The 26,337-nt window shown below is 71.2% G+C and carries 24 protein-coding genes; 14 read left to right on the top strand and 10 right to left on the bottom strand.

What is annotated here, in order from left to right:
• Positions 1-39: 39 nt before the first annotated feature.
• Positions 40-453, top strand: a complete 414-nt coding sequence (locus ACFC0D_RS02640; protein WP_376430636.1) for a RidA family protein — start codon at positions 40-42, stop codon at positions 451-453.
• Here the strand turns inward: ACFC0D_RS02640 and ACFC0D_RS02645 are convergent.
• Positions 450-1,046, bottom strand: coding sequence for a HEAT repeat domain-containing protein (locus ACFC0D_RS02645; protein WP_376430637.1), 597 nt, complete (start codon positions 1,044-1,046; stop codon positions 450-452). The two genes, ACFC0D_RS02640 and ACFC0D_RS02645, sit on opposite strands and share 4 nt — an antisense overlap.
• Positions 1,047-1,358: 312 nt before the next feature.
• Between ACFC0D_RS02645 and ACFC0D_RS02650 the strand changes: the two genes are divergently transcribed.
• From ACFC0D_RS02650 to pssA, 9 genes are all read left to right on the top strand, one after another.
• Entirely contained in the window at positions 1,359-3,140 is a 1,782-nt protein-coding gene (locus tag ACFC0D_RS02650; protein WP_376430638.1) for a 3-hydroxyacyl-CoA dehydrogenase family protein, read from the top strand.
• 109 nt (positions 3,141-3,249) lie between these two features.
• Entirely contained in the window at positions 3,250-4,095 is an 846-nt protein-coding gene (locus tag ACFC0D_RS02655; RefSeq protein WP_376430639.1) for a TetR family transcriptional regulator, read from the top strand.
• A 417-nt stretch (positions 4,096-4,512) separates the two neighbouring features.
• Complete coding sequence (gene ccrA / locus ACFC0D_RS02660; protein WP_376430640.1) at positions 4,513-5,850, top strand: crotonyl-CoA carboxylase/reductase; 1,338 nt, start codon at positions 4,513-4,515, stop codon at positions 5,848-5,850.
• 14 nt (positions 5,851-5,864) lie between these two features.
• Positions 5,865-7,877: a protein meaA gene (locus ACFC0D_RS02665; RefSeq protein WP_376430641.1), complete on the top strand. Its 2,013-nt coding sequence runs from the start codon at positions 5,865-5,867 to the stop codon at positions 7,875-7,877.
• Positions 7,874-8,839 carry a CoA ester lyase gene (locus ACFC0D_RS02670; protein WP_260226713.1) on the top strand — a complete coding sequence of 322 codons (966 nt, stop codon included), beginning with the start codon at positions 7,874-7,876 and terminating at the stop codon, positions 8,837-8,839. Before ACFC0D_RS02665 ends, ACFC0D_RS02670 begins: the two co-directional genes overlap by 4 nt.
• A 5-nt stretch (positions 8,840-8,844) precedes the next feature.
• Entirely contained in the window at positions 8,845-9,357 is a 513-nt protein-coding gene (locus tag ACFC0D_RS02675) for a MaoC family dehydratase (protein WP_329114003.1), read from the top strand.
• Between the two features lie 2 nt (positions 9,358-9,359).
• A complete protein-coding gene (locus ACFC0D_RS02680) occupies positions 9,360-10,565 on the top strand; it encodes an acyl-CoA dehydrogenase family protein (RefSeq protein ID WP_329114005.1) in 1,206 nt (401 codons plus the stop codon).
• A gap of 169 nt (positions 10,566-10,734) precedes the next feature.
• A complete protein-coding gene (locus ACFC0D_RS02685) occupies positions 10,735-11,391 on the top strand; it encodes a phosphatidylserine decarboxylase (protein ID WP_376430642.1) in 657 nt (218 codons plus the stop codon).
• Positions 11,384-12,259: a CDP-diacylglycerol--serine O-phosphatidyltransferase gene (pssA, locus tag ACFC0D_RS02690; RefSeq protein ID WP_376430715.1), complete on the top strand. Its 876-nt coding sequence runs from the start codon at positions 11,384-11,386 to the stop codon at positions 12,257-12,259. The genes ACFC0D_RS02685 and pssA overlap by 8 nt, the downstream gene beginning before the upstream one ends.
• A 339-nt stretch (positions 12,260-12,598) precedes the next feature.
• On the opposite strand, the gene ACFC0D_RS02695 is transcribed toward pssA, so the two are convergent.
• From ACFC0D_RS02695 to ACFC0D_RS02715, 5 genes are all read right to left on the bottom strand, one after another.
• A complete protein-coding gene (locus ACFC0D_RS02695) occupies positions 12,599-13,870 on the bottom strand; it encodes an ABC transporter substrate-binding protein (RefSeq protein ID WP_376430643.1) in 1,272 nt (423 codons plus the stop codon).
• Positions 13,867-14,970: a branched-chain amino acid ABC transporter permease gene (locus ACFC0D_RS02700; RefSeq protein WP_376430644.1), complete on the bottom strand. Its 1,104-nt coding sequence runs from the start codon at positions 14,968-14,970 to the stop codon at positions 13,867-13,869. Before ACFC0D_RS02700 ends, ACFC0D_RS02695 begins: the two co-directional genes overlap by 4 nt.
• Positions 14,963-15,853, bottom strand: coding sequence for a branched-chain amino acid ABC transporter permease (locus tag ACFC0D_RS02705; RefSeq protein WP_329114013.1), 891 nt, complete (start codon positions 15,851-15,853; stop codon positions 14,963-14,965). The genes ACFC0D_RS02700 and ACFC0D_RS02705 overlap by 8 nt, the downstream gene beginning before the upstream one ends.
• Positions 15,850-16,683 (bottom strand): ABC transporter ATP-binding protein, encoded by an 834-nt coding sequence (locus ACFC0D_RS02710; RefSeq protein ID WP_376430645.1) that lies wholly within the window; start codon positions 16,681-16,683, stop codon positions 15,850-15,852. The genes ACFC0D_RS02705 and ACFC0D_RS02710 overlap by 4 nt, the downstream gene beginning before the upstream one ends.
• An 82-nt stretch (positions 16,684-16,765) precedes the next feature.
• Positions 16,766-17,584: an ABC transporter ATP-binding protein gene (locus ACFC0D_RS02715; RefSeq protein ID WP_376430646.1), complete on the bottom strand. Its 819-nt coding sequence runs from the start codon at positions 17,582-17,584 to the stop codon at positions 16,766-16,768.
• Positions 17,585-17,765: 181 nt separating this feature from the next.
• Here ACFC0D_RS02715 and ACFC0D_RS02720 point away from each other — a divergent pair, with 181 nt between their 5' ends.
• Complete coding sequence (locus ACFC0D_RS02720) at positions 17,766-18,965, top strand: PucR family transcriptional regulator (RefSeq protein ID WP_376430647.1); 1,200 nt, start codon at positions 17,766-17,768, stop codon at positions 18,963-18,965.
• Positions 18,966-19,003: 38 nt separating this feature from the next.
• Here the strand turns inward: ACFC0D_RS02720 and ACFC0D_RS02725 are convergent, their stop codons facing one another.
• Entirely contained in the window at positions 19,004-20,158 is a 1,155-nt protein-coding gene (locus ACFC0D_RS02725; protein ID WP_376430648.1) for a glycerate kinase, read from the bottom strand.
• A 168-nt stretch (positions 20,159-20,326) separates the two neighbouring features.
• Here ACFC0D_RS02725 and ACFC0D_RS02730 point away from each other — a divergent pair, with 168 nt between their 5' ends.
• The 3 genes from ACFC0D_RS02730 (at position 20,327) to ACFC0D_RS02740 (ending at position 22,720) form a co-directional block, all read left to right on the top strand.
• Entirely contained in the window at positions 20,327-21,400 is a 1,074-nt protein-coding gene (locus ACFC0D_RS02730) for an ADP-ribosylglycohydrolase family protein (protein WP_376430649.1), read from the top strand.
• On the top strand, positions 21,397-21,888 hold the full coding sequence (locus ACFC0D_RS02735) for an NUDIX domain-containing protein (protein ID WP_376430650.1): 492 nt from the start codon (positions 21,397-21,399) through the stop codon (positions 21,886-21,888). Before ACFC0D_RS02730 ends, ACFC0D_RS02735 begins: the two co-directional genes overlap by 4 nt.
• A 115-nt stretch (positions 21,889-22,003) precedes the next feature.
• Positions 22,004-22,720: an NAD-dependent deacetylase gene (locus ACFC0D_RS02740; RefSeq protein WP_376430651.1), complete on the top strand. Its 717-nt coding sequence runs from the start codon at positions 22,004-22,006 to the stop codon at positions 22,718-22,720.
• Between the two features lie 14 nt (positions 22,721-22,734).
• Here ACFC0D_RS02740 and ACFC0D_RS02745 read toward each other — a convergent pair whose 3' ends face one another.
• The 3 genes from ACFC0D_RS02745 to ACFC0D_RS02755 are packed head-to-tail and all read right to left on the bottom strand — an operon-like array spanning position 22,735 to position 26,197.
• Positions 22,735-24,156, bottom strand: coding sequence for a hypothetical protein (locus tag ACFC0D_RS02745; RefSeq protein WP_376430652.1), 1,422 nt, complete (start codon positions 24,154-24,156; stop codon positions 22,735-22,737).
• A 45-nt stretch (positions 24,157-24,201) separates the two neighbouring features.
• Entirely contained in the window at positions 24,202-24,702 is a 501-nt protein-coding gene (locus tag ACFC0D_RS02750; protein ID WP_376430653.1) for a methylated-DNA--[protein]-cysteine S-methyltransferase, read from the bottom strand.
• A gap of 13 nt (positions 24,703-24,715) precedes the next feature.
• On the bottom strand, positions 24,716-26,197 hold the full coding sequence (locus ACFC0D_RS02755) for an AlkA N-terminal domain-containing protein (protein WP_376430654.1): 1,482 nt from the start codon (positions 26,195-26,197) through the stop codon (positions 24,716-24,718).
• Positions 26,198-26,337: the final 140 nt, after the last annotated feature.

Below are 26,337 nucleotides of genomic sequence, written 5' to 3' on the forward strand. Positions count from 1 at the left end.
GTCGGGGCACTGTCAGTGGCGTGCGCGAGGATGTCGGGCATGACGACGCACCTCACCCACGTCCCCGCTCCCGAGGGGATCGCCCCCAGCCCCCAGTACAGCCACGTCGTGTGGGGCACCGGCCGGTTCGTCGCGATATCCGGCCAGTGCTCCCTCGACGCTTCCGGGGCGGTGGTCGGGGCGGACGACGCCGGGGCGCAGGCCCGTCAGGTCTTCGCGAACCTGCGCCGCTGCCTGGCCGCGGCGGGCGCGGGGTTCGAGGACGTGGTGAAGCTGACGTATTTCGTCACCGACGTCGCCCATCTGCCCGCGGTCCGGACGGCGCGGGACGAGGCCTTCGGTACGGCCCCGCTTCCCGCGAGTTCGGCGGTCCAGGTCGCCGCCCTGGTCCGCCCGGAACTCCTGATCGAGATCGAGGCCTTCGCCCTGGTCCCGGAGAGCGTCGCGGGCTAGCCGGCGAGCCGGGCGAGCGCTTCCGCGGCCGCCCGGCCGAGTCGGGGGTGCGGCAGGGCGGCCTCGATCGCCGCCAGGGCGCGCGGGTCGCCGAGGGCGCCGAGTCCCTCGACGCAGGCGATGCCGACCCGCCAGTGCGGGTCGTCGGCCGCCAGGCGCCGTTCGAGGACGGCGAGGAGGGCCGGCAGGGACTCGGGGGCGCGCAGGTCGGCGAGCAGCCGGACCGGCAACAGGGCGTAGGCGACGCGGAGTTCGTTGGTGGCGAGGGCGGCGGCCGCCCGTGCGGTGCGCGGGTCGCCAAGACGTGTCAGGGCGTAGGCGGCGGAGACGCAGCGTTCAGGGTCGCGGTGGTTGAGGAGCAGGACCAGGGCTTCGAAGGCGCGTGGATCGCCGGCGAGGCCGAGCCGGAAGGCGGCGATCTCGCGAGCCCAGAGGGGTTGGCCAGGTGCGGTCAGCACGCGGGCGAACTCTTCGGGATCGTCGGTGGCGACGAGTTCTTCGAATGGCTTTCGATCGACTTCCGCGCCGTGGTGGATCTCGTCCCGCAATCGATCGATCATCGAGCAGAATTCGGGGTCCTGGGCGATATCCATGGCCGTCAGCGTATCCGCGATCCAGATCACATTTTCCGAACTCCCGGGGACTGGCGCGCTCGTTACTCGCCGGTTAATCTCAGGTGAGCGGGTCACCCCCCGCACACTCACAACGGCCTGGTGACGCAGCCGTCGTGAGATCGAGTTTGTCGGTTCGGCAGTTTTCGATGTGACTCCGGGACAGAGTCCGTCGCCTTTTCCACGCGATCTCTTCGCGCTTCCGTCGCGAACTTCTCGCGCTTTCCGTTCGCGATCCGTTCGCGCCCGCATTGCCGCCTTCAGTCGTCACTCTTCCCTCCCTGGAGTCCCCTGATGGACACCCCTCTCTCCACCATCGCCGTCATCGGTCTCGGCACGATGGGCACGGGCATCGCCGATGTCCTCGCCCGGGCCGGCCGTGAGGTCATCGGCGTCGACATCAGCGAAGCCGCCGCCACCCAGGCCGTCGCCGCCCTGGAGGCCTCCACCGCCCGCGCGGTGACCCGTGAGCGGATCACGGAGGAGGAGCGGCAGGACGTCCTCGCCCGCTTCCGTACCTTCTCCGACCTCCAGGCCGCGGCGGACGCCGACCTCGTGATCGAGGTCGTCCCCGAGTCGTACGAGGCCAAGCAGGAGGTCTTCCGGGCCCTGGACGCCATCGTCCGCCCCGACGCGATCATCGCCACCGGCACCAACGCGCTCTCCGTGACGCGGCTGGCCGCCGACTCGGCGCACCCCGAGCGCGTGCTCGGCCTGCACTTCTTCACCCCGGTCCAGGCGATGAAGCTGGTGGAGATCGTCTCCTCCGTCCTCACCGCCCCGCAGGCCGTCGAGGCCGTCACCGCCCTCGCGCACGACCTCGGCAAGGAGCCGGTCGCCGTCGGCGACCGTCCCGGCTTCGTCGCCGACGGGCTGCTCTTCGGCTACCTCAACCAGGCCGCCGCCATGTACGAGGCCAAGTACGCCTCCCGCGAGGACATCGACGCCGCCATGAAGCTCGGCTGCGGTCTTCCGATGGGCCCGCTGGCGCTGCTCGACCTGATCGGCGTCGACACCGCCCGTACGGTCCTGGAGGCGATGTACAGCGAGTCGCGCGACCGGCTGCACGCTCCCGCCCCGATCCTCAAGCAGCTCAGCGAGGCCGGTCTGACGGGCCGCAAGTCGGGCCGCGGCTTCTACACGTACGACGCCCCGGGCTCGGCCACCGTGGTCCGCGACGCGCTCACCCCGCTGGAGAGCGCGGCCACCGCCGAGGGCCGTGAGGTCCGTTCGGTCGGTGTCGCCGGCTCCGGCACGATGGCATCCGGCATCGCCGAGGTCTTCGCCAAGGCGGGTTACACGGTCGTGCTGGCCGCCCGCTCCCAGGAGAAGGCCGACACCGCCAAGGCCCGGATCGCGAAGTCCCTCGCCCGTTCGGTCGACAAGGGCCGGATGACCGGTGAGGCCCGGGACGAGACGCTGGCCCTGATCACCCCGGCCGGTTCGCTCGACGCCTTCGCCGAGGTCGACCTGGCCGTCGAGGCGGTCGCCGAGGACCTGACGATCAAGCAGGAGCTGTTCGCGCGGCTCGACAAGATCTGCAAGCCCGGCGCGGTGCTCGCCACCACGACCTCCTCGCTGCCGGTCGTCGCCTGCGCCCGCGCCACCTCGCGCCCGCAGGACGTCATCGGGATGCACTTCTTCAACCCGGCGCCCGCGATGAAGCTGGTGGAGATCGTCCGTACGGTCCTGACCGCCGACGACGTCCACGCCACGGTCCGCGAGGTCACGGCGAAGATCAGGAAGCACCCGGTGGACTGCGGCGACCGCGCCGGGTTCATCGTGAACGCGCTGCTCTTCCCGTACCTGAACAACGCGATCAAGATGGTCCAGGAGCACTACGCGACGCTGGACGACATCGACGCCGCCATGAAGCTGGGCGGCGGCTACCCGATGGGTCCGTTCGAGCTCCTCGACGTCGTCGGCCTCGATGTCTCGCTCGCCATCGAGCAGGTGCTGCACCGCGAGTTCCGCGACCCGGGCCTGGCCCCGGCGCCGCTCCTGGAGCACCTGGTGGCGGCCGGCTGCCTGGGCCGCAAGACGGGGCGCGGCTTCCGCGAATATGCCCGACGCTGAGCCCTACGCGGGCTGGGGAGGGTTGCTGAGTCCCGGGGGTGCCTCCGGCACCCCGGGCGACCCTCCCCCACCTGGGCACACTCCCGCGCTGATGCAGTACGTTCAGGACATGTCCAAGGCCGCGAAGTCACCCCGTGCCACGTCCACGTCCCCGTCCTCCTCCGACACGCAGGAGAGCCCGGCGGGCACCCGCGCGGCCGCGCAGCGGCTGAAGATGCGCCGCGAGCTGGCGGCGGCGGCGATGGAGCTCTTCGCCACCAAGGGGTACGAGGCCACGACGGTCGACGAGATCGCCGCCCAGGCCGGGGTCGCGCGCCGGACCTTCTTCCGCCACTTCCGCTCCAAGGAAGAGGCGATCTTCCCCGACCACGACGACACCCTGGTGCGGGCGGAGGCGGTGCTGAACGCCGCACCGCCGCACGAGCACCCGCTGGACACGGTCTGCCGGGGCATCAAGGAAGTCATGAAGATGTACGCGGGGTCCCCTGCGGTCTCCGTGGAGCGCTACCGGCTCACCCGTGAGGTGCCGACCCTGCGGGAGCGCGAGATCGCCTCGGTGGCCCGCTACGAGCGGCTGTTCACCCGCTATCTGCTGGGCCATTTCGACGAGCGCGACCACCACGACGGCAACGACGACCCGCTGCTGGCCGAGGTGGCCGCCTCCGCGGTCGTCACCGCCCACAACCACGTGCTGCGCCGCTGGCTGCGTGCGGGCGGCCAGGGCGACGTGGAGGCCCAGCTGGACCACGCCTTCGCGATCGTGCGGGAGACCTTCGGTACGGGCATAGGCGCCCGTCCGGCCGCGGCTCCGCAGGCGCAGCCGGCCCCCACGGGTCCTGCGGGCCCCGCGGCCGTGGCATCCACCCAGGGGGACGTGGTGGTCGCCGTGGCCCGTACGGACGCCCCGCTGGACGAGGTCATGCGCACGATCCAGCAGGCGCTGAGGAAGAACTGACGACGCACCGCCCCCGTCCCACGGCGAAGGCCGCCCCGCATTTCCGGGGCGGCCTTCGTCCGTTCCCCGGCGCCGCCTTCGTCCGTTTTTGACCCCCGACTCGATCGATCATCGCTCATGTGTGACCAGGGGATTGCATCTGAGTGAAATTGTTGGCACGCAGTGCCTTGTCAGGTGACACGCGGTGCCATACGTTGATGTTGTCCGGGCGGCCGGCGCGCAGAGATCAGCTCGTGCGTCGGCTGTCCCCACAAGCGATTGTGCGCCCGGACGCCTGCGTCACAGGCAACCCTCAGCGCCGTACCCGGCGCAGCCAGCGCACCACCCCGCCGAACCGACGGCACACCTCCACAGCAGCACTCCAAGACGTAACCCTCAGCGCGTCCCCCTCAGACGCCGCACCGCCGGAGGCACCCCGTGAAGGACATCCTGGACGCGATCCAGTCCCCGGACTCCACGTCCTCGGACTTCGCCAACATCAAGCTCCCCGAGTCGTACCGCGCCGTCACCGTCCACAAGGACGAGGCCGAGATGTTCAACGGTCTCGCGAGCCGCGACAAGGACCCGCGCAAGTCGCTCCACCTCGACGACGTGCCGCTCCCCGAGCTCGGCCCGGGCGAGGCCCTGGTCGCCGTGATGGCCAGCTCCGTGAACTACAACTCGGTCTGGACCTCGATCTTCGAGCCGGTGTCCACGTTCAGCTTCCTGGAGCGCTACGGACGCCTGTCGGAGCTCTCCAAGCGCCACGACCTGCCGTACCACATCATCGGCTCCGACCTCGCGGGCGTCGTCCTGCGCACCGGCCCCGGCGTCAACGCCTGGAACCCCGGTGACGAGGTCGTCGCCCACTGCCTCTCGGTCGAGCTGGAGTCCTCGGACGGCCACAACGACACGATGCTCGACCCCGAGCAGCGCATCTGGGGCTTCGAGACCAACTTCGGCGGCCTGGCGGAGATCGCGCTCGTCAAGTCCAACCAGCTGATGCCGAAGCCGGACCACCTGAGCTGGGAGGAGGCCGCCTCCCCCGGCCTGGTGAACTCCACCGCGTACCGCCAGCTGGTCTCCCGCAACGGCGCCGGCATGAAGCAGGGCGACAACGTCCTGATCTGGGGCGCCAGCGGCGGCCTCGGCTCGTACGCCACCCAGTTCGCGCTGGCCGGCGGCGCCAACCCGATCTGTGTCGTCTCCTCCCCCGAGAAGGCCGACATCTGCCGGGCGATGGGCGCGGAGGCGGTCATCGACCGCAACGCCGAGGGCTACAAGTTCTGGAAGGACGAGCACACCCAGGACCCGAAGGAGTGGAAGCGCTTCGGCAAGCGCATCCGCGAGCTGACCGGCGGCGAGGACATCGACATCGTCTTCGAGCACCCCGGCCGCGAGACCTTCGGCGCGAGCGTCTACGTCACCCGCAAGGGCGGCACCATCACCACCTGCGCGTCCACCTCGGGCTACATGCACGAGTACGACAACCGCTACCTGTGGATGTCGCTGAAGCGGATCATCGGCTCGCACTTCGCCAACTACCGCGAGGCGTGGGAGGCCAACCGCCTGATCGCCAAGGGCAAGATCCACCCGACGCTCTCCAAGGTCTACTCCCTGGAGGAGACCGGGCAGGCCGCCTACGACGTCCACCGCAACCTGCACCAGGGCAAGGTCGGCGTTCTCGCCCTCGCCCCGCAGGAGGGCCTGGGCGTGCGCGACCCGGAGATGCGCGCGAAGCACATCGACGCCATCAACCGCTTCCGTAACATCTGATCCCGGGACCGTACATGACTGAGCGTCAGAAGGACCGGCCGTGGCTCATGCGGACGTACGCCGGTCACTCGACCGCCGAGGCGTCCAACGAGCTGTACCGGCGCAACCTCGCCAAGGGTCAGACCGGCCTCTCGGTCGCGTTCGACCTGCCGACGCAGACCGGCTACGACCCCGACCACATCCTCGCCCGCGGCGAGGTCGGTCGGGTCGGGGTCCCGGTCTCGCACCTCGGTGACATGCGCCGGCTGTTCCAGGACATCCCCCTGGAGCAGATGAACACCTCGATGACCATCAACGCCACGGCGATGTGGCTCCTGGCGCTCTACCAGGTGGTCGCTGAGGAGCAGGGCGCGGACGTCACCAGGCTCCAGGGCACCACCCAGAACGACATCGTGAAGGAGTACCTGTCGCGCGGGACGCACGTCTTCCCGCCCGGCCCGTCGCTCCGCCTCACGACGGACATGATCACCTACACGGTGAACAACATCCCGAAGTGGAACCCGATCAACATCTGCAGCTACCACCTGCAGGAGGCGGGGGCCACTCCGGTCCAGGAGATCTCGTACGCGATGTCCACCGCGATCGCGGTGCTCGACGCGGTCCGGGACTCCGGCCAGGTCCCGGCGGACCGCTTCGGCGAGGTGGTCGCCCGCATCTCGTTCTTCGTGAACGCGGGCGTCCGCTTCATCGAGGAGATGTGCAAGATGCGCGCCTTCGGCCGCATCTGGGACAAGGTCACGCGTGAGCGGTACGGCATCGAGAACGACAAGCAGCGCCGGTTCCGTTACGGCGTGCAGGTCAACTCGCTCGGCCTGACCGAGGCCCAGCCGGAGAACAACGTCCAGCGGATCGTGCTCGAGATGCTGGCCGTGACGCTCTCCAAGGACGCACGCGCGCGTGCCGTCCAGCTGCCCGCGTGGAACGAGGCGCTCGGCCTGCCCCGCCCGTGGGACCAGCAGTGGTCGCTCCGCATCCAGCAGGTGCTCGCCCACGAGTCCGACCTGCTGGAGTACGAGGACATCTTCGCCGGGTCGCACGTGATCGAGGCCAAGGTCGACTCGCTCGTCGAGGAGTGCCTGGCCGAGATCGACCGGATCCAGGAGATGGGCGGCGCGATGGCCGCCGTCGAGTCCGGCTACCTCAAGTCGCAGCTGGTCTCCTCGCACGCCGAGCGGCGCGCCCGGATCGAGGCCGGCGACGAGAAGATCATCGGTGTCAACATCTTCCAGTCGACCGAGGAGAACCCGCTCACCGCGGACCTCGACACGGCGATCATGACGGTCGACCCGGCCAACGAGGCCAAGGTCGTCGCGAAGCTCCACGAGTGGCGCGACAACCGTGACGAGAACCGCGCCCAGGAGTCGCTGGCGGCTCTCAAGGCGACGGCCGCCGGGGAGGGCAACCTGTTCGCCGCCACCCTGGAGTGCGCGCGTGCGGGCGTCACCACCGGCGAGTGGTCCTGGGCGCTGCGGGACGTCTTCGGCGAGTTCCGCGCCCCCACGGGCGTCTCCTCCGCCCCCGTGGCGGTGACTGCCGAGGCGGGCACCCCGCTGGCCCTCGTACGCGAGAAGGTGGCGCGGACGGCCACGGAGCTGGGCGCAGGGCGACTGCGGCTCCTGGTCGGCAAGCCCGGCCTGGACGGGCACTCCAACGGGGCCGAGCAGATCGCGGTACGCGCGCGTGACGCCGGTTTCGAGGTGGTCTACCAGGGGATCCGGCTGACGCCCGAGCAGATCGTCAACGCGGCACTCGCCGAGGACGTGCACTGCGTGGGCCTGTCGATCCTCTCCGGCTCGCACGCCGAGCTGGTCCCGGACGTCCTCGACCGCCTCCGCGAGGCGGGGGCGAACGACGTCCCGGTCATCGTCGGCGGGATCATCCCGAACGCCGACGCCGCAGAACTGAAGCGCGCGGGTGTGGCCGCCGTCTTCACACCGAAGGACTTCGGTATCACGGAGATCATCGGCCGTATCGTCGACGAGATCCGGAAAGCGAACAAGCTCGACCCCCTGGAGGTCCCCGCATGACCAGCCCCGTGAACCGACTCCGCCCGCGTCGCTCGTGCCTGGCGGTCCCCGGCTCCAACCCCCGCTTCCTGGAGAAGGCCCAGGGGCTCGCCGCCGATCAGGTCTTCCTGGACCTGGAGGACGCCTGCGCGCCGCTCGCCAAGCCCGAGGCCCGTCACACCATCGTCAAGTTCCTGAACGAGGGCGACTGGACCGGCAAGACCCGGGTCGTGCGGGTCAACGACTGGACGACCCACTGGACGTACCGTGACGTCGTCACCGTCGTCGAGGGCGCCGGCCAGAACCTCGACTGCATCATGCTGCCGAAGGTCCAGGACGCCCAGCAGATCGTGGCGCTCGACCTCCTGCTGACGCAGATCGAGAAGACCATGGGCTTCGAGGTCGGCAAGATCGGCATCGAGGCGCAGATCGAGAACGCCCAGGGCCTGAACAACGTCAACGCGATCGCGACCGCCTCGCAGCGCGTCGAGACGATCATCTTCGGCCCGGCCGACTTCATGGCCTCCATCAACATGAAGTCCCTGGTCGTCGGCGAGCAGCCGCCCGGCTACGACGCCGACGCCTACCACTACATCCTGATGAAGATCCTGATGGCCGCCCGCGCCAACAATCTCCAGGCGATCGACGGCCCCTACCTGCAGATCCGCAACCCCGAGGGCTACCAGGCGGTCGCCCGCCGCGCCGCCGCCCTGGGCTTCGACGGCAAGTGGGTGCTCCACCCGGACCAGGTCGCCGCCGCGAACGAGATCTTCTCCCCCTCGCAGGAGGACTTCGACCACGCCGAGCTGATCCTCGACGCGTACGACTACTACACCTCCGAGGCCGGCGGCAAGAAGGGCTCGGCCATGCTCGGCGACGAGATGATCGACGAGGCCTCCCGCAAGATGGCCCTGGTCATCTCCGGCAAGGGCCGCGCCGCCGGCATGGAGCGCACCACCAAGTTCGAGATCCCGGAGGCCTGAGTCCGATGCAGTTCGGCCGCACCTACGAAGAGTTCGAGATCGGCGCCGTCTACAAGCACTGGCCCGGAAAAACGGTCACCGAGTACGACGACCACCTCTTCTGTCTGCTGACGATGAACCACCACCCGCTTCACATGGACGTGAATTACGCGGAGAACACGACGGACTTCGGCAAGAACGTCGTCGTCGGCAACTACATCTACTCGCTGCTGCTCGGCATGTCCGTGCCGGACGTCTCGGGCAAGGCGATCGCCAACCTGGAGATCGAGTCGCTGCGCCACGTCGCGCCGACCTTCCACGGCGACACCATCTACGGCGAGACCACGGTCCTCGACAAGACCCCGTCGAAGTCGAAGAACGACCGCGGCATCGTCTACGTCGAGACCAAGGGCTACAAGCAGGACGGCACGCTCGTGTGCGTCTTCCGCCGCAAGGTGATGGTTCCCACCGAGACGTACATCAAGGAGCGCGGCGGCGAGCAGCCCGGCCGCCCCGAGCTCAAGGAACAGGGGAAGTAGCCATGGCCCGACTCGCCCAGACCGCCGGGCTCACGGACGTCCAGCAGGAGATCCTCAAGACCGTCCGGGAGTTCGTCGACAAGGAGATCATCCCGGTCGCGACCGAGCTGGAGCACCGCGACGAGTACCCCCAGCAGATCGTCGACGGGCTCAAGGAGCTCGGCCTCTTCGGTCTGATGATCCCCGAGGAGTACGGGGGCCTGGGTGAGTCGCTGCTCACCTACGCGCTCTGCGTGGAGGAGATCGCCCGCGGCTGGATGTCGGTCTCCGGCATCATCAACACGCACTTCATCGTCGCGTACATGCTGAAGCAGCACGGCACCCAGGAGCAGAAGGACTACTTCCTTCCGCGGATGGCGGCCGGCGAGACGCGTGGCGCCTTCTCGATGTCGGAGCCGGGCCTCGGCTCGGACGTCTCGGCGATCACCTCCAAGGCGGTCAAGGACGGCGACGAGTACGTCCTCAACGGCCAGAAGATGTGGCTGACGAACGGCGGAACGTCAACGCTGGTCGCCGTTCTCGTCCGAAGTGACGAAGGACACCCCGAGGGCACGGCGCCCCACAAGTCGATGACGACCTTCCTCGTCGAGAAGGAGCCCGGCTTCGGAGAGGTCCGCCCCGGCCTCACGATCCCCGGGAAGATCGACAAGATGGGTTACAAGGGCGTCGACACGACCGAACTCATCATGGACGGACTGCGCATTCCGGCCAATCGGGTACTCGGCGGCACCACCGGCCGAGGGTTTTACCAAATGATGGACGGCGTCGAGGTCGGCCGCGTGAATGTCGCGGCCCGTGGCTGCGGTGTCGCACAGCGTGCCTTCGAACTGGGTGTCTCGTATGCCCAGCAACGTCACACTTTCGGCAAGGCGATCGCCCAGCACCAGGCGATTCAGTTCAAGCTCGCCGAGATGGCTACCAAGGTCGAGGCCGCTCATGCCATGATGGTGAATGCAGCACGCAAAAAGGACTCCGGGGAACGAAACGACCTCGAAGCAGGGATGGCGAAGTACCTCGCCTCCGAATACTGCAAGGAAGTCGTCGAGGACGCCTTCCGTATCCATGGCGGATACGGGTTCTCGAAGGAGTACGAGATCGAGCGCCTCTACCGCGAGGCTCCGATGCTGCTCATCGGCGAGGGTACCGCCGAGATCCAGAAAATGATCATTGGGCGCAGGCTGCTCGAGGAGTACCGATTCCAGGGCTGATTGTCGGATTTGGGTCGGTTTGGCCGCGAAGAAGATCACACCCTGTCATCGTCTTCCGGCCGCCGACTCGGCTTCTGGCTTGCCCAGTTGCGGCCCGCAACCGATAGCATCGCCCGAAAGCCGCCGTCCCCTGTTGCCAGTGCGGCATCATCCGCTACGAAGGTCATCCATGCCCCACAGCCAAACCTCTGCACACCGCGACACCCCCAAGGGCGTACGCATCGCACGCGGAGCATCGCCGTGGCTTCTGCCGACCGTCGCCACCGCGGCGCTGAGCCTCGTGCGTGCGCGCAAGTCTCGGCGTGCCGCGGCCATCGCCGTGCCCACCACCGCCCTGGCGGCGGGCATGCTGTGGTTCTTCCGCGACCCCGAGCGCGAGATCGCTCAGGGCCGGGTCATCTCCCCCGCCGACGGTGTGGTGCAGAGCATCATGCCGTGGAAGGACGGGCGCACCCGGGTCGCCATCTTCATGAGCCCGCTGAACGTCCACGTCAACCGCGCGCCGCTCGCCGGCACGGTGACGTCCGTGGAGCACGTCCCCGGTGGGTTCGTCCCGGCGTTCAACAAGGAGAGCGAGAACAACGAGCGCGTTGTCTGGCACTTCGACACCGAGCTCGGTGACATCGAGATGGTGCAGATCGCGGGGGCCGTGGCCCGCCGCATCGTGCCGTACATCCCGCAGGGGACGAAGGTCGAGCAGGGTGAGCGCATCGGCCTGATCCGCTTCGGGTCGCGCGTTGACATCTACCTTCCGGAAGGTGTCGACGTCGCCGTCGAGGTCGGTCAGACCACGACCGCGGGGGTGACTCGCATTGACCGTGATTGATCCCGACACCAGGGCCGCCGACTGGGTCGCCGACGGCGACGCGGAGGAGGCCGAAGAGGCCGAGGAGATGCCTCTGTCGTTGAGGCTGTCCATAGCGGACGCCCTCACGCTCGGTAACGCCACGTGTGGATTCATGGCGGTGTACTTCACCACCACGGGCATCCTCATCCCGCACCTCACCGGCAGCGCCGAGACCGGCATGGCGCGCAACAGCGCCGCCACCGCCGTGATCCTGATGCTCGCCGCGGCGATCTTCGACCTGTTCGACGGCATCGTGGCGCGCAAGCTGCGCTCGTCCCCGATGGGCGCCGAGCTCGACAACCTCTCGGACCTGATCAGCTTCGGTCTGGCCCCGGCCTACTTCGTACTCGTGTACGGCATGGTCACGCCCGGCGCGCAGCAGAAGGTCTCGGCGGTGGCCGCGATCGTGGTGCTGCTCGCGGTGGTGCTGCGGCTGGCGAGATTCTCGTGCGTGACCTTGAAGGACGGCATGTTCCAGGGCATGCCGAGCCCCTTCGGCGCGCTGACGGTGGTCTCGATCGTGCTGCTGGAGCTGCCGTTCATCCCGACGCTGCTCGCGATCATCGGTGTCGCCTGGCTGATGGTGAGCCGGGTCGAGTACCCCAAGCCGCGGGGTGTCCTCGCGGTGGCGATGCTCGCCTGGATCGTCGGAGCCATGGGCATGCTGGCCGCCTGGGCGTTCGACGCGCCGGGCGGACAGTTCCTGCTGCAGGCCGGTTGCGCCCTGCAGGTGGTGATGGGCGCCGTGATCCCCCTCTTCGCGACGGCCCGTCGGGTGAACACCTTCCGCGGCAACCGCCGCGAGAGCCGCGAGGCGCGCCAGGCGCAGGCGGCTCAGCTGCCGTAGCGGTACGTGTACGAGGAAGGGCCCGGAGACATGGTCTCCGGGCCCTTCCTCGTTCTGTCGGACGCCCAGGGAGCCCCTGGGGGCGGTCCACGTGTACAGCCGCCTCGGTCGCGCCGGCGCCGCCGACACGGGCCCACGCGGGTCCGGGTCCCCTCAGGGGCGCTGGTGCCACCGGCACCGGGGCGGACGGCGGGCGGCGCCCTCAAGGCCCGCGACAGGACGAACGCCGGGGCACGCGGGACCGGACGGCGGTCCTCGTATCCGTCGGGGCGGACGGGCTCGGACAGCACATCGCCCCGCCGCGCGGGCCGCGCGGCGGGGCGATACGTACCTCTGGGGTCAGCCCACCTTCGGGGTGAAGCCCTTCGCCGCCTCCGAGACCTCCGGCTGGCGGACCGTGCGCATACCGCCGGGGACCGTCTTGTCCGGCTGGAGGATGACCGACTCGCGGGAGGACGGGGCCTTCGGGTCGCTGAAGTCGTGCGTGCCGAAGCCCGCGTCGTAGCTGTTGAGCGTCAGCAGCGCCTTGTCGATGCCCTCACGGGTGAGGTCCTTGGAGGCGCAGGCCTTCTTCAGGGCCTCGCCGAAGACGCTCGCCGCCGTCCAGCCGGCCACGATGCCGTTGTCGAGGCTGTCGCTCGGGTACGCGGCCTTGTAGTCGGCGACGAGCTTCTTCGCCGTCGGCGTGTCCGCCCCGATGGGCAGGGCCGGGGAGGCGAACCAGTACATCTTCTCCAGCGCGGGACCGGCCTGGGTACCGAGCAGCTGCGGGGCGAAGGCCGAGTTGTTGCCGATGATCGGCACCAGGAGCTTGGTCGCCGCGGCGACACCGACCAGAGAGGCGGCCTGGCGCGGGCCCGCGCTGATGACGATGCCCTTGACCCCGGCCTGCTTGAGCGCGGCCACCTGCGCCGACATGTCGTTGTCGGTGGGCTTGATCTTCTGCTCCACGACCGTGAGCCCCGCCTTCTCCGCCGCGTACTTCGAGCCGGCCAGCGCGTTCTCGCCGTAGTCGCCCTCGAAGTAGACGTGGCCGAGCTTGTCGCCCGACTTCAGCCCCTTCTCCTTGACCAGGAAGTCGACGGCGTTGATCGTCTCGACGTCGTACGTGGAGCCGAGGACGCGGATGTACGGGGAGCCGAGCAGCGAGGCCGACCAGGCCTGCGGCAGCACGAGCCCCTTGTCCTGGCCGTCGACGCGCTGCTTGACGGCGGCGACGAACGGGGAGCCGATGAACTGGGTGTAGCCGACCACCTTCGGTTCCAGCTCGGTGTAGGCCGACAGGGCCTTCTGCGGGTCGTAGCCGTGGTCGCGGACCGTCAGCTCCAGCTGCCGGCCGCAGATTCCGCCGGCCGCGTTGACCTGCTTCACGTACAGCTGCTGGGCCTGCGTGACGCTCTTGCCGAGCGTGGCGTACACCCCGGTCATGTCGGTGAGCGCGCCGAGCGCGATGGTCTTGTCGGTGACACCCTTGCCGGCCTTCACCCCGCCCGCACCGGTGCCGTTGTCGTCACCGCTCTTGGCCTTGGAGCTGCAGCCGGCGGCGGTCAGGGCGACGAGGGTGGCGAGCGCGGCGGCCGTGGTTCTGGTCGCCTGTCGTCGGTGGATCATCGTTCCTCCCCAGAGGAGTGCGAGGGTTGGGCGGTTCGCTTGGGTTTCCGGGCGGCCAGCCGGACCAGGCCGCCGGGCAGGAAGAGCACCACCGCGACGACGGCGGCGCCGTAGAGATAGCGGGCTGCCTCCCCCGGTGCGATCCCGCCCGTCCCGGGGGCGGAGACCAGGGGAAGCGCGTCGCTGTACCGGTTGAGGAGCTGCGGGAGAAGGGAGACGAAGACGCCTCCGATCACCGCACCGGCGACCGAACCGAGACCGCCGATGACGATCATGGCCAGGTACTCGAGGGAGAGCATCATGCCGAAGTACTCCGGCACGGTCCGCTGGAAGACCAGCGCGAGCAGGACGCCGGCGAGCCCCGCGTACATCGACGACAGGACGAAGACGGCGGCGCGGTAGCGGGCCACGGGGATACCCATGACGCCGGCGGCGATCCGGTGGTCCCGGATGGCGTTCATGGCGCGGCCGGGACGGCCGCGAAGGACTCCGCGGGCGAACAGGGCGCCCGCGAGGAGGAGGACGAGGCCGAGGTACCAGAGCTTCTCGGCGGAGCCGAAGGGCACCTGGGCGACAAGGAGCTCACTGTCGTCGAAGGTGACGCCGAAGAGGCTGAGCGGAGGCACCGCGCGTCCGTTGAAACCGCCCGTGAGGTCGTGGGCGTTGAAGAGGACGTGCTGGCCGATGAAGATCAGCGCGAGGGTGGCGATACCCAGGTACGCGCCCCGCAGCCGGCCCGCGATCGGGCTGAACACACCACCCGCCAGGCCCGCGAGGGCGACGGCGAGGACGGCGGCGAGCCAGCCCGGCAGGCCGAATCCGGCGAGGTCGTCCTTGCCGTCGCCGGCGAAGGCGCAGTAGCCGTAGGCGCCGACGGCGAGGAAGAAGGCGTGGCCCATGGAGAGCTGGCCGGTGGCACCGGTCAGCAGGTTGATGCCGATGGCGCCGATCGCGGCTGCCATGGCGAAGAGCCCGGCCTGGAGCCAGAAGCGGTCCAGGTAGAAGGGGAACGCGGCGAGGACGAGGCCGGCGACGGCCCATGCGTAGACGCGGGGTCGGGCGAGTGTGGCGACTCCACGGCGGGGAAGCGCGTCAGACACGGGCCAGCTCCTTCGTGCCGAAGAGTCCGGCGGGGCGGATCAGCAGCACCGCGACCATCACGAGGTACGGGGCGAGGTCGCCGATACCCCGGCCGAGGAAGGTCAGATCGCCCTGGTAGCCGGTGGCGAGGGACTCGGTGACGCCCACCAGGAGTCCGCCGACGAGGGCGCCGGTGGTGGAGTCGAGGCCGCCGAGGATCGCGGCCGGGAAGGCCTTCATCGCGGCGAACGAGGTGGTGCGTTCCAGGCCGGGGGTCGGGAAGACGGTGAGGAAGAGGGCGGCGACGGCCGCGAGTCCGCCGGCCACCGCCCAGGCACCGAGCGACACCCGGCCGAGCCGGATGCCCATCAGGGCCGCGGTCTCCTGGTTCTCGGCGGCGGCGCGCATGGCGACGCCCCACGAGGTGTAGCGGAAGGCCAGCAGGAACGCGGTGATGAGCAGCGCCGCGGCGAGGAAGGCGGCGATCCGGGTCTGGGCGATCGTGACCGGGCCGAAGGTGACGACGGCATCGCCCCAGGGGTCGCCGAGCGAGAGGATGTCCGTACCGATGCGGCGGGTCAGCTCGGTGGCCAGCAGGATGTCGACGCCGATGGTCACGATGGCGAGGACGCTGTGGTCGGAGCCGCGGTAGCGGCGCATCACGAGGAACTCGACGGCCGCGCCGACCAGGGCCGCGCCGCCGATGCCGACGAGCAGCGCCGGCCAGAAGCCGATGTCGTCATGGAGCACGGCGGTGAAGTACCCGCCGGCGAGCAGCAGGGACGCGTGGGCGAAGTTGACGACTTCGGTGGCGCGGAAGATCACCACGAAGCCGAGGGCGATGAGGGCGTAGATGGAGCCCAACGAGACACCGTTGAGCAGGAGTTCGGCGAAGGTGGTCACTCGGCGGTCTCCTCTCCGAGATAGGCGCGGACGACCGCCGGGTCGTTCTGTACGTCGCCGGGGGCGCCGTCGGCGATGCGACGGCCGAAGTCGAGGACGGTGACGGCGTCGGCGAGCCGCATCACCACTCCCATGTCGTGCTCGACGAGGACGATGGAGATCCCGAGGCTGTCGCGGACACCGGCGATGACGGCGGCGGTACGTCGCCGCTCGTCGGCGGTCATACCGGCGACGGGCTCGTCGAGGAGGAGCAGCTTGGGCTCCATGCACAGGGCGCGGGCCAGTTCGGCCAGCTTCTGCTGCCCGTACGGGAGCGATCCGGCGGGCTGGGCGAGCTGCTTCTCCAGGCCGACGAAGGCGGCGATCTCGCGGACCCGGGCGCGGTGGCGCGCCTCCTCGCGGGCGGCGGAGGGCAGCCGGAGCCCGGAGGCGACGAAGCCGGTCCGGGTGAGCCGGTGGCGACCGAGCATCAGGCTGTCCTCGACGGTGGCGCGGGGCGGCAGCGCGAGGTTCTGGAAGATGCGGGCGACGCCGAGGTCCGCGATCTTGTGCGGCGGCAACGCGGTGAGCTCGTGCTCGCCGAAGCGGACGCTGCCCGAAGTCGCCTTGTAGACCCCGGAGAGGACGTTGAAGCAGGTGGACTTGCCGGCGCCGTTGGGGCCGATGACGGCGTGGACGGTGCCGGGGCGGACGGTGAAGCCGACGGAGTCGAGGGCGGTGAGCCCGGCGAAACGGACGGTGAGGTCACGGACTTCGAGGGCGGGTACGGACACGGCGGGGGGCCGGTCCGCCTCGGCGGCTGCCTCGCCGGGGGGCGGGAGCTGGCTCATCGGTTCTCCCCACGGGACGGCATCGGGCGAATGGCGGCGGCGCGCGGTGTGCGGCCGGCCGCGGGCGGGGCGGCGGTCGTCGTCATCGGCCGCCCTCCCAGCGGGCCAGGACCGGGTGCGTGGTCGCGGCGCCCGCCGCGTCGGCGGCGGCGTCCTCGTCCACGACGCCCAGGTAGCGGCGGCGGACCTCGTCGGAGGCGGCGAGTTCGGCGGCCGGGCCGGAGAGGGTGACCTCGCCGACCTCCAGGACGTACGCCCGGGAGGCGAGGCGCAGCGCGAGCGCGGCGTTCTGCTCGACGAGCAGCACGGCCGTGCCCTGGGCGTTGATCTCGCGGATGGTGTCGGCGATCCGGGCGGCCATCAGCGGCGCGAGGCCGAGCGAGGGCTCGTCCAGGAGCAGCAGCTTCGGTGAGGCCATCAGGGCGCGCCCGACGGCGAGCATCTGCTGTTCGCCGCCGGAGAGCAGCCCGGCGCGCTGGTGGGCGCGCTCGGAGAGGACGGGGAAGAGTTCGTGGACCCGTTTCAGGGCCGCCGCCTTCGCTGCGCGGTCTCCCGGCGCGCCGAGCGCTCCCGCCCGCAGGTTGTCCTCGACGGTCATACGGGCGAAGACCTGGCGGCCTTCCGGCACCTGGGACACCCCGGCGGCCACGATCCGGTCGGGTGCGAGCCCGCCGATCTCCCTGCCGCCGAGGCTGATGGTGCCGGACGTGACGGCTCCGCCGTGGAACGGCAATGTGCGCGAGATCGCCCGCAGCAGCGTGGACTTGCCCGCGCCGTTGCCGCCGAGGACGGTGACGACGCTGCCCTCCGGCACGGCGAGCGACACCTGCCGCAGGGCGCGTACCGGTCCGTATCCCGCCGACAGGTCCGCCACCTCGAGGGCGAGTGCGGTACCTCCCATGGTTCCCCTTCCGTGGGCCCGTTCAGTGGCGCTCACCCCAACACCGCGTGGGGCCGTGCGTCCACGTGCGGCGGCCGAAACGCTGCCGGTGACCAGCGGGCGCGGCGGTGGGTTGTGCACGCGCACAACACCGCGTGTCAGGGGCCTGTCGGGAAGGGGTGCGGGGTGGCATCCTCCGGGCATGGGACGGCGCAGACCGCGGACCGGCGATGACTGGAAGCTGCTGGCAGAGGCGTGCACGGCGCTTCTGGAGCGGCTGCCCGAGCTGGTGGACGAGCATCTGAGGGAGTTGCACGCGTACGAGCCGGCGTACGGCCGGATCGTGCCGTACGACCAGCACTGGCAGGAGGCCCATGAGGCGATGCGGATCGGGATCGAGATGATCTCGGCGCCCCGGGACTCGCCGCGGCGGGACCTGGAGCACGCGGACGAGATGGGGCGGCGGCGGGCCGAGCAGGGGATGCCGGTGGAGCTGGTGGTGCACGCGTACCGGCATGCCGGGCATCTGGTCTGGGACGCGCTGATCGAGGACGCGTCGGCGTTCCCGCCGAGGCTGGCCGCGCTGACGCAGTCGGCGACGATCGTGTGGTCGGCGGTGGACGCGCAGGCGGACACCGCGTCGGAGGCGTACCGGTCGACGGAGCTCGAGCTGAGGCGCCGTACGGACGAGCAGCTGCAGGCGCTCCTGGACGCCCTGCTTCAGGGGCAGCGCTCGCCGGAGGTGACCTCACGGGCGGCGGCGGGCCTGGACCTGCCGGAGCACGGGCGGTACGCGGTGGTGGTGCTGCGCCACGACCGCCGGGAGGTGCCGGAGCCGTTCCACCGGCGGGTGCAGGGGGCGGGGGTGCGGTTCCTGTGGCGGATGGGGGCGGACTGCGAGTTCGGTGTCGTGTCGCTGGCGGAGGGCACGGGGCTGGACGCGCTGTCGGAGCTCCTGGAGGGCCGCTGTCCGGGGCCCGGCGGGATCAGCCCGGTGGTCACCGGCCTGTCGGAGCTGGGCCGCGCGCGGCGCCTCGCGGAGCTGGCGCTGCGCACCTGCCCGCCCGGCTCCCACCAGGTCGTGCGGCTGGACCGCCGGATGGGCGGGGCGCTGGTGGTGGGCCAGCCGGAGCTGGCCGGGCTGCTGGTCACGGACGTGCTGGGCGCCCTGCTGGAACTGGATCCGGCGGACCGGGCGGTCCTGCTGGAGACCCTGGACGTCTGGCTGGACTGCGAGGGGTCGGCGGGTCGGGCGGCGGGTCGTCTGTACTGCCACCGCAATACGGTCTTCAACCGCCTACGCCGGCTGGAACAGCTGACGTCGCGGTCGCTGTCCCGTCCGCGGGACCTCACGGAGATGACCTTGGCGCTGGACGCGTTCCGGCTCACGGCGACGGGGTGAGGGGCGGGGCGGACTCCCCCACCCCGCCCGCGTGGGCGCTACGCCAGGAAGTCCCGGGCGATGTTCTCCGCCACCTGCTCCAGGAGCGGGCCCGCGTTCGCGATGCACTTCGCGGTGTCCGGCTCGAGGTCCGTGAGCGGGTAGGCGCGGCGGATGCCGGCCGTGCCCAGGGTCGCGGGGGCGAGCGCCAGGCGGCCGCAGACCGCGACGACCTCCTTGCCCGCCGCACGGGCCGCCGCGGCGACGCCCGCGGGGGCCTTGCCGTGCAGGGTCTGCTCGTCGAGCGAACCCTCACCCGTGATGACGAGCGTGGCCCGCTCCAGGGCCGGGGCGAAGCCCAGGACGTCGAGCATGAGCTCGATGCCGGGGCGGAAGCTCGCGTCGAGGCCGACGAGCGCCCCGTACCCGATACCGCCCGCGCCGCCGGCGCCCGGCGCGACCGCGCACTCCGCCGCCTTGGGCCCGATCGCCTTCTCCAGGACGGTCACGAAGTGCGCGAGCGCCGCGTCCAGCGTCTCGACGTCCTCGGGGGACGCGCCCTTCTGCGGGCCGTACACGGCCGGAGCGCCCTTCGGGCCGGTCAGCGGGTTGTCGACATCGCTGGCCAGGATCAGGTCCACCGAGGCGAAGCGCGGGTCGAGGCCGGAGAGGTCGGCGGAGGCGAGCGACGCCAGCGCCGCTCCTCCGGGTCCCACCGGCTCGCCCTGCGCGTCCAGGAACACCGCGCCGAGCGCGGCGAGCATCCCCGCCCCGCCGTCCGTGGTCGCGCTGCCGCCGACGCCGAAGACGATCGTCGTCGCGCCCGCGTCCAGCGCGGCGCGCAGCAGCTCGCCCGAGCCGTACGTCGTCGACGTGAGGGCCGCGAAGACGCCCGTCGGAAGCAGCTGGAGGCCCGAGGCCTCCGCCATCTCCACGACGGCCGTCGTGCCGCGCAGCGCGAACGCCGCCGTCACGGGGTCGCCGACGGGCCCGGTGACCCGTACCTCACGCCGTTCGAACCCGGCCGCCACCGCGGCGGCGACCGTACCGTCGCCGCCGTCCGCAACCGGCAGGGTCTCCACTTCCAGCTCCGGGACGACCCGTCGCAGACCTGCTGTGACCCGCTCCGCGACCTGTACGGCCGTGAGCGAGCCCTTGAACTTGTCGGCCGCGACGAGTACGCGTGCGACCTCAGTTACTGCTCCGTCCGTCACCTTGCATCCCTTGCTTTCGAACGTGCAGTCGCGCCGAGCCGACCCTATCCGCACCCCCCGACACCGTGCCACCCCCTGATAAGACGATATTCCGCACCATAAGGGTGCTATCCGAGCGCCCGGACGCGTCGGCGCGCGCCGCGACGGGGGATTCGGTACACCGGACGTATGGCGCTCACGCACGGCGAACTCGCCGACCGCATCCTCGGCGGCTGGACGGGACGGATCGCCGGGAACATGCTCGGCAAGCCCGTCGAGCGGGGCGATCACTGGACGCCCGAGCACATCGACCGCTACCTGCGGCTCACGGACGCGCTCCCGCTCACCGACTACCTGCCGCCGCCGCCCGCGGACGCCGTCGCGGCGGGGTTCGAGCTGCGGCCCGAGTGGCCGCAGTGCGTGCGCGGGCGGATCGACGGGAGCTGCCGGGACGACGACATCGACTACTCGGTGCTCGGTCTGCACCTCCTGGAGACCCACGGCTTCGCCTTCACCACGGAGCAGGTCGGCGAGCTCTGGCTGCTGCGCCTGCCCTATCTGCAGACGTTCACCGCCGAGCGGACGGCGTACCGCAATCTCGCCAACGGTCTGAAGCCGCCGCTCACGGCGACGTACGACAATCCTCACCAGGAGTGGATCGGTGCGCTGATCAGGGCGGACGTCTACGGCTGGACCTCTCCCGGCGATCCGCGCCGGGCCGCCTCGCTGGCCCGGCGGGACGCGGTGCTGTCGCACACGGGCAACGGGGTGTACGGCGCGATGTGGGCGGCGGCGCTGATCTCCGCCGCGTTCACGGCGCCGGACGTGCGCACGGCTCTGGAGACGGCGCTGGAGCGGATCCCGGCGAGCACCCGCCTGGCGCGGACGGTGCGGCACACCATCGCCCTGTACGAGTCGGAGGTGCAGTGGTCCGACACCCTCGCCGTGCTCGCCGAGGAGACGGCCGGCCTGGGCTGGATCCACACCGTTCCCAACGCGGCGGTGCTCACGGCAGGACTGCTGTACGGCGGCGGCGACTTCACCACGACGATCGCCCTGACGGTCCGCGGCGGTCTGGACACGGACTCGAACGGAGCGACGGCGGGCTCGGTGGCCGGGGTGATGTGCGGTGCGGCGGCGATCCCGCCGCAGTGGTCGGAGCCGTTGCGTGACCGGGTGCGCAGCGCGGTGTTCGGCTTCGACGGGGTGCGGATCGGCGAGTTGGCGGATCGGACGCTGCGGCTGGCTACTCTGACGGTATGACGACGACCGATTACGCCGCGTACATCGCCACCCTGCCGCGTGTCCTCGCCGGCGCCGCCGCGCTCTTCCGGGACGCGGCGGGCCGCGTTCTGATCGTCGAGCCGAACTACCGCGAGGGGTGGGTACTGCCCGGCGGCACGATCGAGTCCGACGCGGGCGAGACGCCCCGTCAGGCGGCGCGCCGCGAGACGGCGGAGGAGATCGGCCTGGACGTGGAGCTGGGGGCGCTGCTCGCGGTCGACTGGGTGCACGGCGCGGAGCGGCCGCCCATCGTGGCGTACGTGTACGACGGCGGGGTGCTGTCGGACGAGCGGTTCGCCGAGATCCGGCTCCAGGAGGAGGAACTGCTGTCCTGGAAGCTGATCACCCGCGACGAGGTCACCGCCCACCTCCCGGGAAGCCTGGCTCTGCGCGTCCTCGTCGCCCTGGACGTCCTCGCGACGGGCCGGGGCCCGGCGGAGCTGGAGAACGGTCGGGCACCGCGCTGAGCGAGCCGCGGTGCTCGGCGTCGAGTGTCATGGCCGGTCGGCCCCGGCCTCGGCATGCACGTCACACCCGTTAATCCGTTCGCGGGAGCCCCACGGACCTGCCTACGCTCGCGTCATGACCATGGTCGCGATTCTCAGCGGGGCAGGCATCTCCACGGACTCGGGCATCCCGGACTACCGGGGACCCAACGGCGTGTGGACGCGTGATCCGGAGGCCGAGAAGCTCGCCACGTACGACCACTACATGGCCGACCCGGAGATCCGGCGGCGGGCGTGGCGGATGCGTCTCGACGGGCCGGTGCTGCGCGCCGAGCCGAACGCGGCGCACCGGGCCGTCGCCGCGTTCGAACGGACCGGGAACGCGCTCCGGGTCATCACGCAGAACGTCGACGGGCTGCACCAGATCGCCGGGGTGCCGGACCGCAAGGTGCTCGAACTCCACGGTTCGGCCCGGTCGGTGGTCTGCACCGGTTGCCATGCCCGGTCGCCGATGGCCGAGGCGCTGGAGCGGGTGAAGGCCGGTGAGGACGACCCGAAGTGCCTGCGCTGCGGGGGCATTCTGAAGTCGGCGACCGTGATGTTCGGTCAGCGGCTCGATCCGGTGGTGCTGGGCGAGGCGATGTCGATCGCGAAGGCGACCGAGGTGTTCATCGCGGTCGGTACGAGCCTCCAGGTCCAGCCGGCCGCCTCCCTCGCGGGCATCGCCGCCGAGCACGGAGCCCGGTTGATCATCGTGAACGCCGAGCCCACTCCGTACGACGAGATCGCGGACGAGATCGTCCGCGAGCCGATCGGGACCTCACTGCCCGCGCTGCTGCGCCTCGGGGCCTGAGGGCGGAGGCCGGGTCAGCCGTCGGAGCGGCGCAGCCCGGCCACCGCCCATTTCGCCCGTGCGGACAGCGGACCGAGCGCCTTGACCGACGGCTTGGCGATCCTGTCCAGCAGCACTCCGGCATGCGCCATCGTCGCCTTCGCGAGGTTCGCGTCACCCGCCTCGACGGCGGCGAGCGTCAGCTCCAGGTGCTGCTCCGTGATGAGCCGACCCACGCCCCGGCGGTGCCATTCGGTGGCGTCGGCGCCGACCGCGGCCCTGGCCCGCTCCAGCGCCCGCCCCGCCGCCGCGAGGTCGCCCTTGCGGCGCTCCAGGCGGGCGAGGACGTACGCCTCCGTGGCCCGCTCCCGGGCCGTGTCCTGGAGCGAGAGGAGGTTGAACTGGGCGCGCGCCGCCTGTGCGTGGTCGCCGAGGCGCTCCAGCGCACGGCTCAGCTCCCGGAGCCGGTCCGCGTCCGGGCCCGTGTCGTCCAGCATCCGGATCAGGGCGACCCGGGCGTGCTCGATATGCCCCTGCCGGTGGGCCAGTTCGATCCAGGTGAACTCGCTGTCCTCGGCCACCTCGGCGCGGGCCCACTCCACGCCTCCGGCACTGTCGGTGACCTCCCCGTGGGTGGCCGCCCGCAGGAGCGGGACGTCCTCGGGCCGGCCGTGCGCCGCCACCAGGAGCGCGGTCAGCCGCCGTTCCCGGTACCAGTCGGTCCGTTCGGCGTTCTCGTGCTCCAGCAGGAACCGCAGCAGCGGCAGGTCGCCGTCCCGTCGGTCGTGCCACGCCGCCCGCACGGTCGCCGCGCGCAGCACCGCATCGTCGGCGACCTCCCGACGCGCGCCGGCGTCGCCGGAGCGCAGCCGTTCCAGCGCCTCCCGGCCCGGGGCGAGAACGATCTCGCGCAGGGGCTGCCGGTACGACTCGTGCAGCCGGTACGCGCACAGCTCGTCGGAGTTGAGCAGGAGGTGATCCGGCTCGGTGCGCCGGCCGGCCGACTCCGACAGGGCGACGAGCTCGACCAGCGGCCGCTCCGGCAGACCGAGCCCGTCGATCAACGCCGCTCGCTGGGCGTCCAGTTCGGGAGCGAACTCCTCCCGCGCCTCTTCGTCCGCCGCCCCTGTCTCGGCGAGGAGCTCCTCCTCGCCGAGCTCGGAGGAGATGTTCTCGCACCACCAGGGCAGCCGGACCCGCATCTCGAGCGCCTCGCCGACGCTGTCGGCGAGCAGCACGGCGCTCCCCTCGGAGGAGGCGTAGAGCACGGCCGTTCCCCCGCTCAGGAAGTACGTGCCGCCCGTGTCGTCACCGGCGATCGGCTCCAACGACGCGCCGGACGCCAGGTGCACCGGCTCGACGTGGTACGCCCGGTCCACATCGAAGTTGAACGGAAACGCGGCCAGTTCGGCCAGATCGGGGCGGCTGCGCAAGAGCTCCAGAACGCGGTCGGTCATACGGCCGAACCCTAGTGGGGCTCCGGCATCACACCCGGCACGGGTTCAGAACAGCGCGCCCGGCTCGGCGGTGCCCGACTCGAAGGCGAGCAGCCGCTGCTTGCGGCCGAGGCCGCCGCCGTACCCGGTGAGGGAGCCGCTCGCCCCGATCACCCGGTGGCAGGGCACGACGATGCTGACCGGGTTCTTGCCGTTGGCGAGGCCGACCGCACGTGAGGCGCCGGGGCTGCCGAGGGCCTCCGCCAGTTCGCCGTACGTGCGCGTCTCGCCGTACGGGATCAGGGTCAGCTGCTCCCACACCCGGAGCTGGAACGGCGTGCCGATCAGCTTCAACGGCAGGTCGAACTCGGTCAGTTCACCGGCGAAGTAGGCGTCGAGCTGGCGGATCGCCTCGCCGAAGGGGCGGGGGTCGGGCTCCCCGAAGGTCTCCTCGGCGGGACGGTGGCGCTGGTCGGTCATGTGGACACGGCTGAGGACGCCGTCGACGGCGACCAGGGTCAGCACGTCGTAGGGGCTGTCGATGACGGTGTGCCGGACGGTGGGCATGGCGCGCTGCTCCTCAGGCGGGGAGGTGGTTGATCGGGTGACTGTCGGTGGCCCAGAGGTACTGGACGGCGTAGGCCCGCCAGGGCCGCCACCGCGCGGCGCGGGTCGTCAGCGCGGCCGGGGTGGCGGGCAGGCCGAGGCCCTCGGCGGCGCGGCGGACCCCGAGGTCCCCGGGGAGGAAGGCGTCGGGGTCGCCGAGCGCCCGCATCGCGATGACCTCGGTGGTCCAGGGGCCGAAGCCGGGCAGCGCGAGGAGCCGGGCGCGGGCCTCGTCCCAGTCGGTGGCCGAACCGAGGCTCAGGGAGCCGTCGGCGAGGGCCTCGACGAGGGTGAGGAGCGTGGTGCGGCGGCTGCCGGGCAGCGCGAGGGACTCGGGGTCGAGTCCGGCGAGCGCCTGGGGGGTGGGGAAGAGATGGGTGAGGCCGCCCTCGGGGTCCTCGACGGGGACGCCGTGCGCGGCGACGAGCCGGGCCGCGTGCGTGCGGGCGGCCGCCGTCGAGACCTGCTGGCCGAGGACGGCCCGTACGGCGAACTCGGCGGCGTCCACGGTCCGCGGCACGCGTCGCCCGGGAGCCCGCTCGACCAGCGGGGCCAGCAGCGGATCCGTGCACAGCTGCTCGTCGACGGCGACCGGGTCGGCATCGAGATCGAGCATCCAGCGGCAGCGGCTGATGGCGAGGGTGAGATCGCGCGGGTCGGTGAGGAAGAGCCGGCAGGCGATGTGGTCGGCCCGGGGCGCGAGGGCCACGATGCCGTGGCCGTGCGGCAGCGTCAGGGTCCGCCGGTACGCGCCGTCCCGCCACTCCTCCACGCCGGGGACGGCGGTCGCGGCGAGATGGCCGAAGAGATTGGAAGGGTTGAGGGGCGCACGGTACGGCAGCCGCAGCGCGATGACGCCCGGGGTGCGCGGGGCGTCCGCGGCGCCCCGCGACCGCGCCGCCCGGGCACGCAGCTCTCCCGGCGCGAGGGCGAAGACCTCGCGGACGGTGTCGTTGAAGGTCCGGATCGAGGAGAAGCCGGCGGCGAAGGCGATCTCGGCCATGGGCATCGGCGTCGTCTCGATGAGCAGCCGGGCGGTCTGGGCCCGCTGGGCGCGGGCCAGGGCGAGCGGTCCCGCGCCGAGTTCGGCGAGGAGCTGGCGCTCGATCTGGCGGGTGGACCAGCCCAGCCGGGCCGCGAGCCCGGGCACGCCCTCGCGGTCCACGACGCCGTCCTGGATGAGCCGCATGGCCCGGGCGACGGCGTCGGCCCGTACGTTCCACTCGGGCGAACCGGGGCTGGTGTCGGGGCGGCACCGCTTGCACGCCCGGAAGCCGGCGCGCTGGCAGGAGGCGGCGCTCGGGTGGAAGACCATGTTCTCGGCCTTGGGCGGCACGACCGGGCAGCTGGGGCGGCAGTAGATCCGAGTCGTCAGGACGGCGGTGAAGAACACGCCGTCGAAGCGGGCGTCCTTCGATCGGACGGCCCGTACGCAGCGCTCGGTGTCGGTGTGCATGCATCCAGGATCGGGGATCCCGGGGCGGTCGGCTGGCGAGAAAACGACATGGACGTTCCCTGTGAGCGGATCGGGCCCGACTGCCCCACCGGCCCCGCCTCGCCTCGATATCCCGCCGCGGCAGGAGCAGCATGGAAGGG

Origin of the sequence: Streptomyces sp. NPDC056222, from assembly GCF_042264065.1 — a bacterium.
Classification (GTDB): domain Bacteria; phylum Actinomycetota; class Actinomycetes; order Streptomycetales; family Streptomycetaceae; genus Streptomyces.

Coding starts and splice junctions, on each gene's coding strand:
- ACFC0D_RS02640 (WP_376430636.1), top strand. CDS start 40: ATGACGACGCACCTCACCCACGTCCCCGCTCCCGAGGGGATCGCCCCC.
- ACFC0D_RS02645 (WP_376430637.1), bottom strand. CDS start 1,046: ATGGATATCGCCCAGGACCCCGAATTCTGCTCGATGATCGATCGATTG.
- ACFC0D_RS02650 (WP_376430638.1), top strand. CDS start 1,359: ATGGACACCCCTCTCTCCACCATCGCCGTCATCGGTCTCGGCACGATG.
- ACFC0D_RS02655 (WP_376430639.1), top strand. CDS start 3,250: ATGTCCAAGGCCGCGAAGTCACCCCGTGCCACGTCCACGTCCCCGTCC.
- ACFC0D_RS02665 (WP_376430641.1), top strand. CDS start 5,865: ATGACTGAGCGTCAGAAGGACCGGCCGTGGCTCATGCGGACGTACGCC.
- ACFC0D_RS02670 (WP_260226713.1), top strand. CDS start 7,874: ATGACCAGCCCCGTGAACCGACTCCGCCCGCGTCGCTCGTGCCTGGCG.
- ACFC0D_RS02675 (WP_329114003.1), top strand. CDS start 8,845: ATGCAGTTCGGCCGCACCTACGAAGAGTTCGAGATCGGCGCCGTCTAC.
- ACFC0D_RS02680 (WP_329114005.1), top strand. CDS start 9,360: ATGGCCCGACTCGCCCAGACCGCCGGGCTCACGGACGTCCAGCAGGAG.
- ACFC0D_RS02685 (WP_376430642.1), top strand. CDS start 10,735: ATGCCCCACAGCCAAACCTCTGCACACCGCGACACCCCCAAGGGCGTA.
- ACFC0D_RS02695 (WP_376430643.1), bottom strand. CDS start 13,870: ATGATCCACCGACGACAGGCGACCAGAACCACGGCCGCCGCGCTCGCC.
- ACFC0D_RS02710 (WP_376430645.1), bottom strand. CDS start 16,683: ATGAGCCAGCTCCCGCCCCCCGGCGAGGCAGCCGCCGAGGCGGACCGG.
- ACFC0D_RS02715 (WP_376430646.1), bottom strand. CDS start 17,584: ATGGGAGGTACCGCACTCGCCCTCGAGGTGGCGGACCTGTCGGCGGGA.
- ACFC0D_RS02720 (WP_376430647.1), top strand. CDS start 17,766: ATGGGACGGCGCAGACCGCGGACCGGCGATGACTGGAAGCTGCTGGCA.
- ACFC0D_RS02730 (WP_376430649.1), top strand. CDS start 20,327: ATGGCGCTCACGCACGGCGAACTCGCCGACCGCATCCTCGGCGGCTGG.
- ACFC0D_RS02735 (WP_376430650.1), top strand. CDS start 21,397: ATGACGACGACCGATTACGCCGCGTACATCGCCACCCTGCCGCGTGTC.
- ACFC0D_RS02740 (WP_376430651.1), top strand. CDS start 22,004: ATGACCATGGTCGCGATTCTCAGCGGGGCAGGCATCTCCACGGACTCG.
- ACFC0D_RS02745 (WP_376430652.1), bottom strand. CDS start 24,156: ATGACCGACCGCGTTCTGGAGCTCTTGCGCAGCCGCCCCGATCTGGCC.
- ACFC0D_RS02750 (WP_376430653.1), bottom strand. CDS start 24,702: ATGCCCACCGTCCGGCACACCGTCATCGACAGCCCCTACGACGTGCTG.
- ACFC0D_RS02755 (WP_376430654.1), bottom strand. CDS start 26,197: ATGCACACCGACACCGAGCGCTGCGTACGGGCCGTCCGATCGAAGGAC.